Consider the following 17,523-nt stretch of genomic DNA (forward strand, 5'->3'; position numbering starts at 1 on the left):
TGATTATTGATTTTTGATAGAAGCCAATTTTTTTCTTAGATATTCCTTATCCCCATCATAAACCAACTGGGGTATTATCTTCTCTAGCGCTTGGATGGCCTCTTCTTTCTTACCCATTGCTAGTAAAACATCCGTCTCTAACTCAAAATCATCTGAGAAATTTTCAAACTTAAAGAGTTTAATGATTTTAAACTCTTGATGAAGTGCTTTCAACGCCAACGGAAATAAAGTTGTGTCAATTTTATTTGTTTCTTCATTCGGCCTCAATGAAGCAATTGCAAAATTGCGATATTCTTCAGCTAAAAAACGATAAACTTGTGTAAACCCATATTGATTTCCATATTGTTGAATGTACCAATCACTTCTCGCTATACCAGCCTCCAGTGCTTTTTCGCGTTGCAAAAGGAATCTATTGCTTTCATTTTTTTGCAATGCTTCAAAAATATTTTTTACATCAAGTGTTCCATGTTCGTAGCAAATCTGCACCCTCAATCTTAGTTTATTAAACATGGGTGAAAAGTATATTCCCATTAAAAGGGTAGCAACGCAAAAGCGCACCATAAGAAAATGAAAGCTTTTTCGCTTCCACACAATTAGCGGAAGCAATATCAAAGAGCAACTGATTCCAATAATTCGCATCTCTTCAGCTCCTTCCCAATGTTGTATTTTAAACAACGCACCAATACCGCTCACTGACATAACCAATCCGCACACAATTCCAATCCATTTCGTTTTGGTAAGGTAGTAACCAACAAAATACATAGTATACCCAGTGAAGGTTAAACCTAAGATTAACATTTCATTTGCCCCAGCAAACCGAAGTTGTTTAAATGCTAAACCAATACTCACTATCAAAATCAAAATGGCCAAAGTTGTTTTTGCAAACTTCCATCGGCTTATTCTTGTCTGTTCTCTCTTGGTTACTTCAATATCACCAAATTTTTCATCAACGTGTGCCGCTAAAATAAGCCAAGCAAACAAGTAAAGCCCGATTAAAAAATAGCTTACAGCAAATAGAAAATCGGTATCTCTTACATGAAAAAATACCCGCAGCACAAAAGCAAAAATTTGCGGCAATATAGTTAAGGAGAATAGCCAGTATCCATACTTTATAAACCCAATACGAAAATTAAGGGAGAACGCCTTTATACGGACGCTAATTTTGGCCCTATTGAAATATAGATAAGTGGCAATGGTGAGTGCAAAAAATGTCCAACCCAAAATACTGGTAATAAACAAACTGCTGCTGATAAGAATGACTAGAAAAACAAGAATGCCCGCATTGCGAAAATACTCCATGTACCGCATCACGGGATTTATCTCCTCTAAAATCAAAGTAGCCTGGTACAATTGCTCATTTACTTTTACCGTCAGCAATTCCAATCGCTTGGTTGTCTTACCAGTGATTTCTTGCTCATCGTGGAGCACTTCTTCTTTGGCGTTGTATGCCTTGGCCAGATTAATGGCGGTGCGTACTTTATCTGCGATATCGCTAAACCGAAGACGGGAAGCAATTACCGCCAAAAAGAAAATGGAGCAGGTAAGGCTTTGCGCTGAAACAAGGCAAAACAAGCTCTTCTTGTTACTGAGCCCATTTATACCGGCATCAAATTTTGCCCAATCAAAGTGAATAAGCGCTTGTGCCGTTGAAAAGATATAAGCTGAAAAATCTTCTAAATCTTTAAAGGAAACCAAATCGGTAGCCATGATTTGTAAAAAACCACTGAAGGTCAATGCACCAAAAAGTGCGCTTTCCAAGACATACGCTTCTAATCGGCTGGTAGAAGAATTTAATTTCGTTTCGAGCGATACAATGGCTTCATCATTTTCATCTGCCGTAAGGTTTGTGGTGTCAATCTGTTTGTTCTCCAATTGTCTAACTAAATCATTCTCTCCCAACCGCCCAATACGAAAATAGCGCAAGTAGAGGAAGTAATAAAAAGTAAGACCAAAAAGTGCCACAATGTATAGTTGGTCAGGAAGCAGATAGCTGATGAAGATGCTAGAGCAAAGAAAAAATGCTAGCCATGTGTATTGGTTGGCCGAAACGCGGTATTCAATTTTATACTGAGTGGAGCCACCATACGAATCGAGCAATTTAAGATTCGCTTTTCGATGTCTTCTTCCCAAGACATAAACGAAGGCAAGAACAAAGAGTGGGATGAACAAGATGTTAAGAAGTGCCAAAAAGCCTTTGTCGAGTTCCCAGTAACTAAAGCTAAAGAGAAGAGCAAATCGAATGGCGTAGTCTAGTGCAAGCGGCCAAATCTTAGTTAGTATTTTTATAACTGGCCGATTTTGAAACTGATGTATCTCCAGTTGAATTTGCTTCTGTTCCTGTTGGATTAACTCTTGTTGGTTTTTTAGCTCAAATGCAAGCGTCAACTCATTTATTATGCCTCCAATCTTTCGTGATACAATTCTATCATCCAGTTTTTCAGCCTGCGCTCGCAAATGGTTCATGGCTGCCACACACCACACCTTATCTTTCGTAGAAAAAGATGAAGAAGCTTGAATCAAATCGTCATGCTTAATGGCCTTCGAGGCCTTTCTATTTTCAATGTCTTCTATCTGCTCTTTTGAAACTATATTTGAAAAATGAGAGATTAAAAATTGGCTGAAATAGAGCTTTAGCTCATTTGGCAATCCCTCAATGTTATAGGTAACTCTAGAGATAAATTCAATCAGGTTTTTTTCCATTGGATTCATAATCCAAGGCAAGATAATTTATTAAATCTAAAGCATTACTTGGATGTCCAAAATATCAAGTTCCGGAATAAGAAAAATTGAATGCTTAAAGCACCTACAGGCTCATGTGATTTCTTGGGGATGTACAAACAACTAGAATGACATTAACATTAGGCATTCGAAAACAAGAAAAGTTCATTTGCAGAGATTCTTCCAATCGAATGGATACAACAAAAGCATATCCCAGCCGATTATTAACGACCATAGCGTTTACCTCTCACTGGAAATGCAACTTTGGAGTCTATATTTCAATTCCAATTTTTAGAGTTTAAAATATATAGTCCGTACTCAAAAATGCCGACTCGCGGTTTTTGATAATCTGTGAAATGATCTGTTTGTTGGCATCAGTGCTCTTGGCGGCCACGATGGTGCGCATGGAGAACACCCGCAAGGCATCGGCTACGGATAGCGTTCCTTCAGCTGAATCTTTTCTTCCGTTGAATGGAAACGTGTCGGGGCCACGCTGGCTTTGTGTATTCACATTAATCCGTCCCACTTGATTTACAAACGCATCCATCAGCATCGCTAATTTTTTCGAGTCGTTGCCAAAGATGCTCACTTGTTGCCCAAAGTTGGAGTTCACCACATAATCAATAGCTTCCTTTTCATCATTGAACGGAACAATCGGCACCACCGGACCAAATTGCTCTTCGTGGTACAAGTGCATTTTTTCGTTTACCGGATACACTACGGCAGGGTAGAAAAAAGAATGGAACATCTCTCCTCCATTTTCATTCAACACGCTTGCCCCGTTGGCTTTGGCATTGTCCACTAATCCTTTTAAGTAATCAGTTTTGCTGGGCTCTGGCAATGGCGTGAGGCCTACACCTGTATCCCACGGCATGCCGGGTTTTAGTTTTTTTACTTCCGCTAAAAACTTCTGCGTAAATTTTTCTACGATGGATTGATGTACAAACAAAATTTTCAGTGCGGTACATCGCTGACCGTTGAACGAAAGTGAACCTGTGATACATTCTGTCACCGCATTGTCAATATCGGCATCCGCCAACACAATCGCTGGGTTCTTGGCATCCAAACCCAAAATAGATTTCAAACGATGTGGTTTGGGATGTAATTTTTTCAAATCGTTTGCGCCTTTATTAGTACCGATGAAAGCAAACACATCAATCTTGCCTGTCTCCATCAGTGCGCCCACTGTGTCGCGCCCTCTTCCATAAATGATGTTGATGACACCCGCGGGGAAACTATCACGAAAGGCTTCCAACAAAGGGCGAACCAACAACACTCCATATTTCGCTGGTTTGAAGACAACGGTGTTGCCCATGATAAGGGCGGGTATGAGTGTAGTAAATGTTTCGTTGAGCGGATAATTGAATGGTCCCATGCACAACGCCACACCTAAAGGTACGCGCCTAATTTGCGCCATAAAGCCTTGCTCTTCCACCAACTTTGCCGAGTTGCGATCGAGGTCTTTCAATGCTTTGATGGTGTCGTTGATGTAATCACATGTGCGGTCAAATTCCTTTTCGGAATCTTTCAGTGACTTGCCAATCTCCCACATCAATAACTTTACTACCTCTTCGCGCTTCAGGCGCATGGCTTTCAGAAATTTTTCTACATGTTCTATGCGTTCGGTCACGCTCATAGTTGGCCACACACCATGACCAAGGTCGTAAGCTTTTACAGCTGCATCCAACGCTTGCAAAGCTTCGAGCTTAGTGAGCAACGGAGTGCTTCCAATTACTTTTTGTTTGTAGCCAGTTCCGTCCTTTAAAAAAACCGGACTTCCCACAGGGTTGACCGTGCCCGACCACGTGCGCAATTCCCCACCGATGAGGTACTCGCGTTGTTCTAAATAGTGGGGAAGTTGAAATTGTACAGGAATGTCTTTTTCGGCAGGGAAGAGGTTCGATAAAAAATCGCTCATGTAGTTTGGTTTTGGAAACGAAAGTTACAAATTTAGCTTGCAAACTAATTTTAATTTAAACTAAGAATGTGATTCATTTAGGCCATACTCTGCAAGCCTCAGGCTACAGGCTGGTGCCATGAAGTTTGAGGCATGGAGCAAAAAATTATTTAGAGACAATCTTCACCCCAGAAGAAGTCCCAATTCTATCGGCCCCTGCCTGAATGAGTGCTAACGTTTGCTCTTTGGTTTTTATTCCACCTGATGCTTTGATGCCCACGTGTGCAGGCAACGACTTTCGCATTAATGCAATGTGCTCCACTTTTGCTCCGCTTGGTGCGAAGCCCGTGGATGTTTTGACAAAGTCAACACCGGCATCGGCACAAAGTTTACATGCTTCAATGATTTCGGCATCGGATAGATAAGCCGTTTCAAGAATTACTTTTAAAATCTTTTGATGGTCGTGGGTGAGTTTGCTGCACTTGGCGATTTCAATTTTCGTCCACGGGATACCGGTTTTAAAAGAAGAGATATTCCAAACCACATCCACTTCATCGGCACCGTTATCAATGGCACGCTTGATTTCATCCAATTTGGTTTCAGTCATTGAGTAGCCAAGCGGGAAACCTGCCACTGTAACCAACAGAATTTTTTCTTTTCCAATTTCTCGTTGCGCGCGCTTCACCCAGAATGGTGGAACGCAGATTCCCAAAAAATTATACTGAGTTGCCTCTTCTACCAACGTATCAATGTCTTTGATGGTAAGCGTAGGGCTTAGGTTGGTGTGTTCGATGTAGCGGGAGAGATTTTCCAAAAGCTATTTCCTAACTCGTTTAAACTTCTCTTTCAGGTTTCTTTTGTTGTGGAAAACGGAGACAATTGTAACTAAACTTCTTTTTTGATAGAACTCAAAAATGATGCTAAAGGGAAAAATGTTAACGACTGCTTCACGCAGATTACTCTTCCTTTTTGGAAATAGTTCAGGAGATTCGGTAATAAGCTCAATCTTCTTTTCAATGACCTCGGCAAATCGAAGCCCTAATCCAGAGCTTTGTTCTTCATACCATATGACTGAATTTTGCCATTCAAGTTTGGCCTCTTCAAAGATTACTAGACCATTCACCGTTTTTTGTTGACTTTCTTGATAGCTTGTTTTATATCACTCATTGTTTCTTGCAGCGTATAAGTTTTTGCTTCGCCCGAGATATAAGATTCTTGCCTTCTTCTGAGTTCTGTTAAAAATTCGTCATCATTCCAGTAATCATACGTTTCCTGAATTTCATCTTCAACCATTGCATAAATGGCCTTTACCTTTTTGTCTTGGGCGGTTTCAATGTAATGATGAAGCTTTTCTCTGATTTCGACTGTTTTCATAAGTAAACAAATATAACACCTCGAAATCGCAAATCATAAATCTAAAATCACAAATCCTCAGTGCCTTATCCCACACTCTTTACAATACCGCATGGCATACGGTTTGTTTTTCTTGGGTTTATGCTTGTGTCCGAAGTAGGCAAAATCAGAATATTGCGGTTTAGCCATCTGGCGCAACATCCGTTTTTTTTCTTTGGCCACCTCCTCCATGCGCTGATAGTATTCGTAGCGCGCAGTGTGTTTGACATTTGGCTTTTTGAAAAGAAGTCGTTGTCGTCTTTTTTGTTCCCGCGTAAGGTGAACTTTCTTTGTTGCTTGAGTTTCTGTAAAAAAATCAGGAGACTTGTCACCCTTGGTGTTGTCTTGCCCGCTTGCACTCAGTGACCAAAGCACGGCCACGAAGGCATAAAAAAAACTCCACTTTTTTTGCATAGTGGAGGTATAACGTAGTTTTATCTTTTTTATTTCGCAGCCAGTTAGCTGGTCTTAAGCTGCGTCATCGTTTGCTGCCTTCTGAAAATCCACGGAGGTGTAGGGTTTTGTTCTTTCCATAGCCCTTTACCTTTTTCTTTTGATTTTTCTTTCATCAACTCAAATGCTTCTATTGGATTTTTTTCCGATGTCCAGGCCAATCCTTCTTGTAATAATTCTTCACGCGGGTCAATTCCTTCAAACAAAATAATGCCTAAGCGATTTCCCCAACGGTCTATGCCCTGAATTTCCACCCTCACCTCTTTGTTCAAAATCAATTTCTCTAAATACCGCTTTGCCTTTTTTCCATACTCTTGTCCTAGTTCTGGGCAATCAATTCCAAAAAGTAAAATCTTGTACGTTTCATTTTCTGGAGTGAAAATTTCCAACGTATTTCCATCAATCACTGTTACTACTTTTCCGGCAATCACTTCCGCCTGCAACATCACCGATGAAAGCAACAGCCCGAGCAGCGCACATCCAATGCTTTTCATTATGATTCTTGTTTTTAATTTCATCCCATAAATTTCAACTCTGAAACTTGCAATTCATCGGCCAAAACTTCCGTTTGCGCACAGATGTAAGGTTGATTGGTGAATTAATGAGGAATTAGAAAGTAAGAGGCCAAATGTCTTGCCTTGGGATTTTTTAAGGCACAATTGTTAAATTAATCAGAAAACTCTTATTTCCCCTTATGGGAAAAGAAATCCAGTAAGTAGAAAATGAGCTATTTTTTCTTGCAATACTGATCAATCGAAAATTTTGCCTTGGCATCGCCCAGTTCCACCGCTTTTTGCCAATCCGCACAAGCCTCGTTTTTGTTTCCCAAATCGTAGTTGAAATTCCCCTTTAGTTTATGATAAGCAGATATTTTAGGATCTATTTGAATGGCTTCGTCTAAATCTGAAATTCCGGCACCGGGGTCACCCAATTCTGCTTTGCAGTTCGCGCGACCGTAAAATGCGGATGCGTCCTTAGGGTTTAATTTGATGGCCTTGTCGTAATCTTGCTTGGCACCCTCATATTCTTGTCCTTCTTCTTTAATCAATCCGCTATTGTAATGCAAATCGGAATTATTGGGTTCTAATGCGATCGCTTTGCCCAAATTATCAATCGCTGCTTTGCGGTTTCCTAATCCCAAATACGCATTGGCACGTTCACGGAAAAGTGTTACGGTGTTTTCGCCTGCCTTCAACGCTTCATCAAAATCACGCACTGCCAGTTGATATTCCTTTTGTTCGGCCAGCGATTTTCCTCTCATGAATAAAATATTTTTATCACGATTGCCGCCCGCAATCGTGCGGTCTAAATATTCTTTTGCCAGAGGATAGTTCTTCATTTCAAAATACGCTTCTCCCATTTGCTGATAAAAATTCGCATCGGGCTTTTCCGTCATCTTTTCAATTTGGCGTAAATCCTTGATTGCTTCTGGAAATTTTTTGGTTTTGAGGTAGGCAGCCGAACGATTTTCATACGCACGCACGTAGTCTTCTTTTTTGGAAATCGCCATTCCGTAATCTGAAATTGCATCCTCGTATTTTTCTAAATTGAAATATGCCTTGCCGCGATTGTTATAGATAACGGATTCCACTATTCCCATGGTGATGGCTTGCGTATAGTCTTGCACCGCTCCCGCAAAATTGTTGGTGCGGAACTTGGCATCGCCACGATGGTAAAAAGCATTGCTCAGTTTTGGATTTTTTTCGATGGCCGTGTTGAAATCGTTGAGTGCGCCTTCGGCATCTTTGTTATCCAATTTGCAAAAGCCACGCATGTCGTAGGCAGTTCCTTCGGTGTAGCCATTGACAATGGCTTTTTCTAAATCAGGCAAGGCAGCTTTGTACTCTTGTGCATAAAAACGACAAGCGCCACGCTTGAAAAACATTTCAGCAGAAGTTTCGCCTTGCTCAATGGCTTTGTTAAAATCAGGAAGTGCTTTGGCAAAATCTTGGGTTTCAAAATATGCACTGCCGCGTAGTGAGTACACTTGCGTTGCTGCCTTGCCGGCTGGCAGGTCTTTCGTACCGCCATCAATGGCTTTGCTCAAATCACCAATTGCCCCCGCGTAATCTTTCAATTGATACTTGGCCATTCCTGCCAAGGCCGATTCATCGGCACTGGCGTTGGTGCCCAATGCAGTAATGTCGGTAATTACTTTTTGCCATTCTTTTAATGAATAGTTCGCTGAGGCGCGATTTTTCAGTGCTTGCTGATAGTTGGGTTTTGCTTGCAGTGCTTTGTCAAAGTCTGCAATAGATTCTTTTGCTTGTGCGGAATTGAGTTTGGCTTTTCCGCGATTGTTGAATACCACTTCATCTTTTGCGCCCAACTCGATGGCTTTGTCATACGCAGTAATAGCCCCCGCAAAGTTGTTGTCTTTAAATCGGCCGTTCCCCACTTGAAAATAAACGTCTTTATTTTTACTGCCTATCATAGTGGCTTTTTCTAAGTAAACGAGCGCCTCTTTTGTTTTTTGTTGTTGCATGTAGGCGATACCCAAAAATTCTACGGTAGTTAAATCAGAAGAACCTTTTTGGTTTACTTTTTCTAAATCTGAGATCGCTCCGCCAAAATCTTGTGTTTGGTACAAGGCCTTGCCTCTTTTTTCGTAAAGAGAAATATCTTTTTCGCCACCTGCTTCGGCTGTCGTAAAGGCTTCGATGGCAGGTTTAAATTCACTCGCATCGTATCGTAAATTAGCTAAATAGAAATTTGCTTTCGCATCTTTCAATCCAGCTTTGAGGGCGCTTTCTAAATAATTTTTGGCTGCGATTTTATCGTTCAAATTGTATTTGGCCACACCCAACATGCGCAGTACTTCAGCCGATTCGCCCTCAGCTTTTGCTTTTTCCAAATCTTCGGCTGCGCCTTTAAAATCACCTTGGTTAAAACGCACAGTACCTCTATTCAGAAGGGCTTTGGTATAGTCTGGCTTAAGCGAAATCGCTTTGTCAAAGTCCGGAAGTGCTCCAGCAAAATCGCCCAATGAGGCTTTTGCTTTACCGCGATTGTTGAAGGCCACGGCATCGGCTGCTGGAAAGGCCACTGCTTTGGTGTAATACTGAATCGCTGCAGCAAAATCGTTTTTCAAAAACTTGGCATCACCCAAATTTTTAAACGCATCGTAATCGGATGCGCCCAGCGAAACGGCTTTCTCCAAGTCTTTTACGGCATTGTCAGTATCTTTTTGATTGTATTCTGCATTGCCCTTGTATAAATAAACTTCTTTGGTGGCAACGCCACTGGTAATGGCTCTGCTCAGGGATTCAATTGCTAATTTATAGTCTTTCAGAAAATACTGAGCGATGCCCAGTTGCTCAAATACTGCTTTGTCGCTAGCACCCAGCGATACAGCCGCTGCCAATGCATTCGCAGTTCCTTGATAGTCTTTCGCATTTGATAGGCTTAATCCCAATATCCGGAACACTTCCTTGTCTTTCACCCCTTTTGCCACTACTTTTTTCAATGCCTCAGCGCTTCCTACAAAATCGTTGAGGTTAAATTTTGAAGTGCCTATTTTTTGAAACAAATCTTCATTGCTTCTACCAGTAAATACAATTTTTTCAAAATCAGCAGAAGCCCCTTTCCAATCTTTAAGTTGGTAGCGCGTGTCAGCTCGATTTTCCAACGCTTTGTCGTAATCGGGTTTTAGCTTGAGGGCTTCGTCAAAATCCGCGGCACCGCCAGTTAAATCTTTTAGATTGATTTTTGCTTTACCGCGATTATTATACAGCACAGCATCTTTCTTGCCAGTGGCAAAAGCTTTGTCGTAATTGGTGATGGCATCTTTGTAATTCTCGGCCAGAAATTTTGCGTTGCCGAGATTGGCGAACGTTTCGAAATGATTAACGCCCATCTGCACGGCTTTTTCCAAATCACCAATCGAGCCTTGAAAATCTTCTAGCTTGTATTTTGCGTTGCCGCGAAACTGGAATAACTCAGCGGTGTTGATGCGCGCTTTCACCGCTTCATCAAAATCAGTTTTGGCTTTTTCAAAATCATTTTGATAAAAGTTGGCAATGCCACGCTTTACAAAAACTTCTTTGTTTGAAAAGCCAGTGGTAATAAGCTGCGAAAACTGAACAGACGCTTCTCTGAATTTACCTTGCTTTAGTTTCTCAAGTGCTTCTTGATATACGATCTGTTGTATGGAATCTTGCTTGGCTGCTGGCAAGGCAGGCTTTTGGGCGAATCCTGAAAAAGAAATATAAATAAATGCTATCGCTAAATATCGCATGACGGTCAAAATTTGAAAAGTAAAAATAGAGAATTAGCCGAAGCGAAAAGATGAAAATTAGAGGTATTCCTCACATCGCAAAAAGGACGATATTATCGGGTAAAGTGCTGGAAAAGATAAAAAATGAAGAAACCTATAATGGATGCCAAAATCAAATAGCCGAACACTTTGGCCCGCTGGTAGTAGCCTTTTATGTGAATATCTCCACGGTGTTTGCGGCTCATAACTAATCGTTTAGAAGACTTTCAAAAATTCAACGACCAAGTAGGCCAGTATGCCAAAACCAATCAAATAGGCAAAAACCCTCGCCCGGGCATAGTAAAACTTAACAGGCATCATTTTCATAACTTCCAGATTTTAAATATAATAACGTAAATATACGAACTAATACTTAAAATACTAGCCAAACTCTATGACAGGCGGAATTTGACCGGTCAGCAGCTTTTCCATTCTGATGGGCGCAGGGATGTAACCTTCGATTAGGGCAAACAAACACAGATAAAACACACCATATCGACTCGGCAAGGACTCAGGCTATAAGGGTTTTGGAAAAATTTGGGTTATTGACCCGACTTGGATTTTTTGGTCTTGTATTTTTTGGTGGTAATGATTAATACCCCGTTTTTGCCTTTTTCTCCGTATTTCTCTACGGCTTTGCTGTCTTTCAAAACGTCAATTTTTTCGATGTCTTCAGGTTTAACGGCTCCCAAATCGCTGCAGGGCATTTCTACATCATCTAATATAAAGAGAGGTTTGGGCTGATTTGGTACTAGCTGAACAGACTTGGATGGCTTCACTTGTAAGGTGTCTTGAGCCAAGCTAATAGTACTTATAAATAACATCAAGGCCAAAGTATAGAGGAGATTTTTCATGTTGTTGAATGGCCAAAGCCATTGGTTGAGTGACCAAAGATAGTTTTTTCTTTCAAAACAATTTCTACTGATACCTATCCACAATATGCTGACTGATAACTTTATAAATCTCGGCCACGCTTTCGTCTTCTTGCAAAAATTCTAAATGCTTATCCAAAATTTCTAAATCACCACGCATGGCAGGGCCGGTTTGTGCTTGGTCGGGGCCAAGAGCTAAACTTTTGGTGATGGTTTCTAAAATCAATGGCTTTAAAAAAGTGAAGTCGATGCTGTTTTGTTGCAAGATATCTTTACTGATGGTAAGCATGTGGTTGGTAAAATTAGAAGCAAACACGGCCGCCAGATGCAACGCCTTTCTTTCTTCTGAAGTTATTTTTGCCACTTGCTGACTTATGGCTTGAGCCAGTAACATCAATACTTTTTCTGCTTCTTCCGTATTGCTTTCTATAAAAATGGGAGTGGTTTTAAAATCAACCTTTTTTGCTTTTGAAAAAGTCTGAAGGGGATAAAGTACCCCAACGTGCTGGGCGGCTGCGTAGTGCAATTTGCTCAACGGTTGGCTGCCCGATGTATGAATCAAAACAGCCTCATCTGGAAGAACAATCTCTTGTGCTACGTTTGAGATGGCATCGTCACTGACGGCTACTATAAAAATGGTTGAATCACTTGTTGAGAAATCGAGGGAAGCTTTTACTTCGGCTTGGTAAAGGCGCTCGGTCAATTCTTCGGCATCGCGCGGATTGGGGCTATACACTTCTTTCACAATAAGACCAGCATTGTCGAGGGCAGGTGCTAAATGCCATGCCAAGTTTCCGGAGCCGATGAAAGAGATAAACGAATTGTCCATGCTCCTAAAATTAATTCTATTTTAACCAATTCTATGACAAATATCATCACTCGCATTTGAATACACACGTATCTTTCGGTCAAAAAAAATATCCTATGTCAGTTCCATTTATGTCCGCATCAGATGCTATCAAAACTATTCAGTCGGGAGACCGCGTTTTTGTTCACGGCAGTGCGGCCACGCCTTTGTTCTTGCTGAAAGAACTCGCCAATCAAGCTTCGCGACTCTCCAACGTGGAGCTTACCGCAGTTAGCACCCTAGGGGAGTTAGATATCACAAGGCCAGAGTATAGTGAAAAATTTTATTTTAACTCACTATTTGTTTCCGATAACATTCGCGCTAACATCAATGGAAATAATGGAGAGTACATCCCTATTTTTTTAAGTGAGATTTCGCGGCTGTTTGAGCAAGGCATTTTGCCCATCGATGTAGCCATGTTGCATGTATCACCACCCGATCAGCATGGTTATTGTTCGTTGGGCACTTCGGTAGATGTTGCCAAATCGGCCGTTAAGCAGGCCAAAAAGATTATTGCGCAAGTAAACCCTAACATGCCACGCACGCATGGGGATGGATTTATCCACATAAGTAAAATGGATGCGTTGGTAGAGTGTACGCAAGAATTGCCGCAGGTACGGTATGCCGATAAGATTTCGGAAGCTGAGGGGATAATCGGAAAACTAATTGCCAATCTGGTGGAAGACCGCTCTACTTTGCAAATGGGCATTGGTGCTATACCCGATGCGGTGCTTCAATCACTAGGTCATTGCAAAGATTTAGGGGTTCACACCGAGATGTTTTCGGATGGTGTGATTGACTTGTTGCAAAAAGGGGTCATCACCAATGCGTATAAAAAGAAACACCCCGGCAAGGTAGTTTCTGCTTTTGCCATTGGCACCGATAAGCTTTACCGAGCGATTAATGATAACCCGGCCTTTGCATTTTTAGAAGCTAGTTATGTAAACGATACACGGGTGATTCGCGCAAACCCAAAAGTAGTTGCCATCAATAGTGCCATTGAAATTGATATTACCGGGCAAGTGTGTGCCGATTCGATTGGCACCTACCAATATTCGGGTGTTGGAGGCCAGATGGATTTTATTAGAGGCGCGTCTTTATCCGACAAAGGCAAACCTATTATTGCGTTAACTTCGGCCACCAAAAAAGGTGAATCTAAAATTGTGCCTACCTTAAAACCTGGTGCAGGAGTAGTTTCAACCCGTGCCCACATGCACTACATCGTTACCGAGTATGGGGTGGCCAACTTGTACGGAAAGAATCTGCATCAGCGAGCATTGGCATTGATGAACATTGCACATCCTGCCAATCGCGAGATGTTAGAAAAAGAGATTATGAAAAGGTTTGGGAGCAATCACTATTATCGCGATTAAGCTCAGATCAACTAGACACTTACTTTGCAAAGGTCAGCCAACTTCTCTACCACAAAATCGATTTCTTCTAGTGTATTTTTTTTGCTGAAAGAGAAACGCACTGCGCCTCTTTTTGAATTGGGATAAAGTGCACCCAATACATGCGAACCGGTGGATGCACCGCTGGAGCAGGCACTGCCACCGGAAGCCGAGATGCCTTGTAAATCTAAATTGAAGAGCAGCATATCGTTCTCTTCTGCTTCGGGTAACGAAACATTCAGCACCGTGTACAAACTTTTTTCTAAGTTGGCAGAATCGCCATGGAACGAAACCCCTGGAATCGTTTCGCACAGTTTGTCAATCATGTGCGACTTTATCTTTTTGATATGGCTTTCATGTTCGTCCATTTCGCGATAGCAAATTTCCAACGCTTTTGCCAACCCAATAATGCCATATACGTTTTCAGTCCCTCCACGCATGTTGCGTTCTTGAGCGCCACCGTGTATAAGTTGATGTATTTTCTTGTCTTTGTGGATGTACATAAAACCAACACCTTTGGGGCCGTGGAATTTATGAGCCGCAGCCGTCATCCCATGAACTTTTAATTTTTTCATGTCGTGGCGATAGTGCCCCATGGTTTGCACGGTGTCTGATTGAAAGTAGGCATTGAACTGTGCACATAGTTCACCTACTTTTTCTAGGTCTAATAAATTTCCGATTTCGTTGTTAGCATGCATCAACGAAACCAACGCCTTGGGGTATTGTTGCAGAAGGCTTTGCAGATGCAATAAATCAACATGCCCTTTTTCATCTAACTGCACGTGGTGAAGTTGCACATGTCCTTTTTTCTCCAGCGTTTCGAGCGTGTGTGTTACCGCATGATGTTCGATCGGTGAAGAGATGGCGTGCTGCAACCCATAAGTAGTGATGCTATTGCATAATAAGGTATTATCTGCTTCTGTGCCACCTGAAGTGAAAATGATTTCGCCCGGTGTACAATTCAATAACTCCGCTACTTTTTTCCGTGCCGATTCAATCGCAGCCCTCACTTTTCTGCCATGCGCGTGCGTAGAAGATGGATTGCCGAAATCTTCCAACATAAAAGGCTTCATGGCCTCAAATACTTCGGGGTCGAGTGGGGTGGTGGCAGCGTTGTCGAGATAGACTCTCATACCAAATCTTTTGTCCGCAAAGTTATTGGAAAAAAATTCATGGAACGAAAAGCTATATCAATTGGTAGCATTCACCAACCTATCAAGCCCTTAAAAAATATCGTAAGAAGGCATAAATCCCCAAAGCCAGCATGATAAAACCCGGTGCCATTTTGAGGTACTTATTTTGGTGAATGTGGGGCGCAAGTTTAGCTGCCATGAATGTAAACAAGGTTAACAAGAGCATGGCCCCTACCGAAGTACCAAACACATAGCTATGGATCAACGGTTTCGATGATAAGTCTATCCATCCTTGCGCCCTAAAGTAAGCCGTTGCGGCCGTCCAATACGGAATGGCCATGGGGTTGAGGATACTTAATATCAGTCCACGTCTGAAACCGCTCTCATTAAACTTAACGGAAAAAGTAGAGGGCTTCCGCGCGGCCCATAGCGTAAACAAGCCAAGAGTAGTTACTGTAATGGCGGTGATCAACTGAAGGTTTGCTACCATCCATGGGTAACTCGAGATCCACCCTTCAAACTCTACGGCTATCCAAGCGTAGGGGTATTCAACGATGGCTACAGCCAAAGCAAAGCGAAGCGCGGTGTTTACTTTGTTTTCTAAACCAAGTTGTAGAACTGATACATTTAAGGTGCCAGGCGGTATGGAGCCAATAAAACTAAAGACCGTACCTGTTATGAAAACTTTCAGGAGCTCCAACATAAGTTAAATAAAGGCAAAATAAGCAATTACTTTCTTGCTTTTGCAGGATCGAATTTCACCCGTACCAGCACCTCACTTTCAATGGGCACATTATCTTCGGTGGTGGGCGACCACGTAGGGCCTTCTTTTACCATGCGCAAAGCTTCTTCATCAAATGCTTTACCCAAGCTTTTCACAACATTGAATTGATCTAAACTGCCATCGGTACGAACGGTGAACTTCAACGACACCTTTCCTTTTATCTTTTTTTCTAGTTCTGCTAGCGGATACCGGGCATCGTTATCGAGATATCGATTATAAGCCTTTAATCCACCCACTGGTTCTGCTTTTTTGATGATTGGATTGTGGTTTTCATCGCGCGATACGCCATAGCCAGTTACAACTACTTCGCTCAGTTGCGATACATCTTGCTCTAATGCCACTGCCAGTTTTGAATCATTTGGTTTGACTTCTTTTGTTTTTAATCCAATAAAAGAAAATACGAGATTGGGATTTTCGACAGGGCTTTCAATTTCGAATATGCCATTGGCATCTGTAACCGTACCTTGGGTAGTACCATCGATTACAACATTTACACCTGGCATGGGACTGCCGTCTTCAGAGGAAGTAACTTTGCCTTGGTAGGTTTTTAAGGCAAAAGATTTAGCACGACTTAATGATGGAGCTGGTGCTATAGATTTTTTTTCTTTTGAACTTATGTCCAGAGCGGCCATTCGTTCTGTTTTTTCCGCTTCAGCCTTTTTTAACTCTAACTCTTCTGCTTTTGATGGGGAAGCGACTTCAGAGGCCGTCTCATCAGTCTCCTCTTTTTCGGCCAACGCAATTGGGTTTTCAGTAGGCTGAGTAGCAGCCACTCCGGTTTTTGTAGTAGCAATTTCAGCAGGTGGTTTTGGTTGATTGTTTTTTGATTGATCAATGGTTGAAACCGAAGGGTTTTCTTTCGTCACTGACTTGTACGCGCCTGTGCCATTACCACTGGTATCGGTTTTGATTCCTAGCGGAGTAGGTGCTGATTCATTCGGAGTGGTGGCTTTGTTTTCAAGTGCTAGGTCATTTGGTTTAGTTCCCGGCATCAATTGGTTGGCAATCAAATAACCACTTACTGCAATGATTACCCCGGCAGCTATCCGTAAAGGCCAAATCCATGATGCGCCTTTTTTCTCACTTCCAATTTTGGATTGCAATTCATTCACATCGCTTGAGAAAGTAGTTGCATCCAACGCATCGGCACCTTCTAGGGCATCGGCTAAAAACGGATCGCGCAAAGCTTCTTTTTCAAGCGCATGCATTTGTGCTGGGGTCAGCTCGCCTCGTTTGTATTTTTCAATATCGGTTTTCCAGTCACGCATTTTGCTCCATGCATATTTTTAAATTCCGTTTGCCATTTTGAATGTAACTTTTTACTTGGTTCATATCAAAACCCGTGATTGTTACTATTTCTTTGTAACACTTTTCTTGTAAAAAGAATAACCGCACACATTGCTGCTGATCGGCCAGCAATTTGGCAATACAGTTCTCCAATTTAGTAAGATTTTGTTCCATTTCAGGCTCCTCTTCCAGATGCAAAACAATGTCCGTTTCCATAAGGAGAGGAGATAATTCTTCCGTTTGTTTGCCTTTTCGTGCCCGAAGCTGCATTAAACAATGATTTCGGGTGGCTACGTAGAGCCAACTTTTAAAATTTTCTACTTCGTGGGTGCGCAGGGAGGCGCCCAGCCTTTCAAACTGCTGCATGACTGCATCTTTGGCATCGTCTCGGTCTTTCAAATATTTTACGCACACGCCATAAACCATTGCGGTGTAGCGTTGATACAGATTTCCCCAATGCGCCAAATCGCCTGTCCTTTTATACAGGGCGAGTA

16 protein-coding genes are annotated in these 17,523 nt (G+C 41.8%); 2 read left to right on the forward strand and 14 right to left on the reverse strand.

The annotated features are described in order from the left end of the window. Positions 1 to 3: 3 nt before the first annotated feature. The 8 genes from KA713_17325 to KA713_17360 form a co-directional block, all read right to left on the reverse strand. Positions 4 to 2,709, reverse strand: a complete 2,706-nt coding sequence (locus KA713_17325) for a hypothetical protein (GenBank protein UXE66194.1) — start codon at positions 2,707 to 2,709, stop codon at positions 4 to 6. A 307-nt stretch (positions 2,710 to 3,016) separates the two neighbouring features. Next, positions 3,017 to 4,636 (reverse strand): NADP-dependent glyceraldehyde-3-phosphate dehydrogenase, encoded by a 1,620-nt coding sequence (locus KA713_17330; GenBank protein UXE66195.1) that lies wholly within the window; start codon positions 4,634 to 4,636, stop codon positions 3,017 to 3,019. Between the two features lie 145 nt (positions 4,637 to 4,781). Continuing rightward, positions 4,782 to 5,429, reverse strand: coding sequence for a deoxyribose-phosphate aldolase (gene deoC / locus KA713_17335; GenBank protein ID UXE66196.1), 648 nt, complete (start codon positions 5,427 to 5,429; stop codon positions 4,782 to 4,784). Between the two features lie 3 nt (positions 5,430 to 5,432). Then, the gene (locus tag KA713_17340) at positions 5,433 to 5,738 is read right to left on the reverse strand and encodes a type II toxin-antitoxin system RelE/ParE family toxin (GenBank protein ID UXE66197.1); all 306 of its coding nucleotides are present in this window, start codon (positions 5,736 to 5,738) and stop codon (positions 5,433 to 5,435) included. Next, on the reverse strand, positions 5,735 to 5,989 hold the full coding sequence (locus tag KA713_17345; GenBank protein UXE66198.1) for a hypothetical protein: 255 nt from the start codon (positions 5,987 to 5,989) through the stop codon (positions 5,735 to 5,737). Before KA713_17345 ends, KA713_17340 begins: the two co-directional genes overlap by 4 nt. 57 nt (positions 5,990 to 6,046) lie before the next feature. After that, a complete protein-coding gene (locus tag KA713_17350; protein ID UXE66199.1) occupies positions 6,047 to 6,421 on the reverse strand; it encodes a hypothetical protein in 375 nt (124 codons plus the stop codon). Positions 6,422 to 6,465: 44 nt separating this feature from the next. Then, entirely contained in the window at positions 6,466 to 6,954 is a 489-nt protein-coding gene (locus tag KA713_17355; GenBank protein UXE66200.1) for a thermonuclease family protein, read from the reverse strand. 233 nt (positions 6,955 to 7,187) lie between these two features. Further along, complete coding sequence (locus KA713_17360; protein ID UXE66201.1) at positions 7,188 to 10,697, reverse strand: tetratricopeptide repeat protein; 3,510 nt, start codon at positions 10,695 to 10,697, stop codon at positions 7,188 to 7,190. A gap of 50 nt (positions 10,698 to 10,747) precedes the next feature. Here KA713_17360 and KA713_17365 point away from each other — a divergent pair, with 50 nt between their 5' ends. After that, entirely contained in the window at positions 10,748 to 10,927 is a 180-nt protein-coding gene (locus tag KA713_17365) for a hypothetical protein (GenBank protein UXE66202.1), read from the forward strand. A 330-nt stretch (positions 10,928 to 11,257) separates the two neighbouring features. On the opposite strand, the gene KA713_17370 is transcribed toward KA713_17365, so the two are convergent. Both KA713_17370 and KA713_17375 read right to left on the reverse strand, forming a co-directional pair. Then, entirely contained in the window at positions 11,258 to 11,569 is a 312-nt protein-coding gene (locus KA713_17370) for a hypothetical protein (protein UXE66203.1), read from the reverse strand. A 64-nt stretch (positions 11,570 to 11,633) separates the two neighbouring features. Beyond that, complete coding sequence (locus tag KA713_17375) at positions 11,634 to 12,416, reverse strand: DUF2520 domain-containing protein (GenBank protein UXE66204.1); 783 nt, start codon at positions 12,414 to 12,416, stop codon at positions 11,634 to 11,636. A 95-nt stretch (positions 12,417 to 12,511) separates the two neighbouring features. Here KA713_17375 and KA713_17380 point away from each other — a divergent pair, with 95 nt between their 5' ends. Beyond that, on the forward strand, positions 12,512 to 13,807 hold the full coding sequence (locus tag KA713_17380; protein ID UXE66205.1) for an acetyl-CoA hydrolase/transferase family protein: 1,296 nt from the start codon (positions 12,512 to 12,514) through the stop codon (positions 13,805 to 13,807). 11 nt (positions 13,808 to 13,818) lie between these two features. Here KA713_17380 and KA713_17385 read toward each other — a convergent pair whose 3' ends face one another. From KA713_17385 to KA713_17400, 4 genes are all read right to left on the reverse strand, one after another. Beyond that, positions 13,819 to 14,958, reverse strand: a complete 1,140-nt coding sequence (locus KA713_17385; protein ID UXE66206.1) for a cysteine desulfurase — start codon at positions 14,956 to 14,958, stop codon at positions 13,819 to 13,821. A gap of 82 nt (positions 14,959 to 15,040) precedes the next feature. After that, complete coding sequence (locus KA713_17390) at positions 15,041 to 15,661, reverse strand: LysE family transporter (protein UXE66207.1); 621 nt, start codon at positions 15,659 to 15,661, stop codon at positions 15,041 to 15,043. A 26-nt stretch (positions 15,662 to 15,687) separates the two neighbouring features. Next, a complete protein-coding gene (locus KA713_17395; GenBank protein ID UXE66208.1) occupies positions 15,688 to 17,010 on the reverse strand; it encodes a TonB family protein in 1,323 nt (440 codons plus the stop codon). Further along, positions 17,003 to 17,455, reverse strand: a complete 453-nt coding sequence (locus tag KA713_17400; protein UXE69178.1) for a sigma-70 family RNA polymerase sigma factor — start codon at positions 17,453 to 17,455, stop codon at positions 17,003 to 17,005. The genes KA713_17395 and KA713_17400 overlap by 8 nt, the downstream gene beginning before the upstream one ends. Positions 17,456 to 17,523: the final 68 nt, after the last annotated feature.

Origin of the sequence: Chryseotalea sp. WA131a (assembly GCA_025370075.1) — a bacterium.
In the GTDB taxonomy this organism is placed as follows: Bacteria; Bacteroidota; Bacteroidia; order Cytophagales; family Cyclobacteriaceae; genus ELB16-189.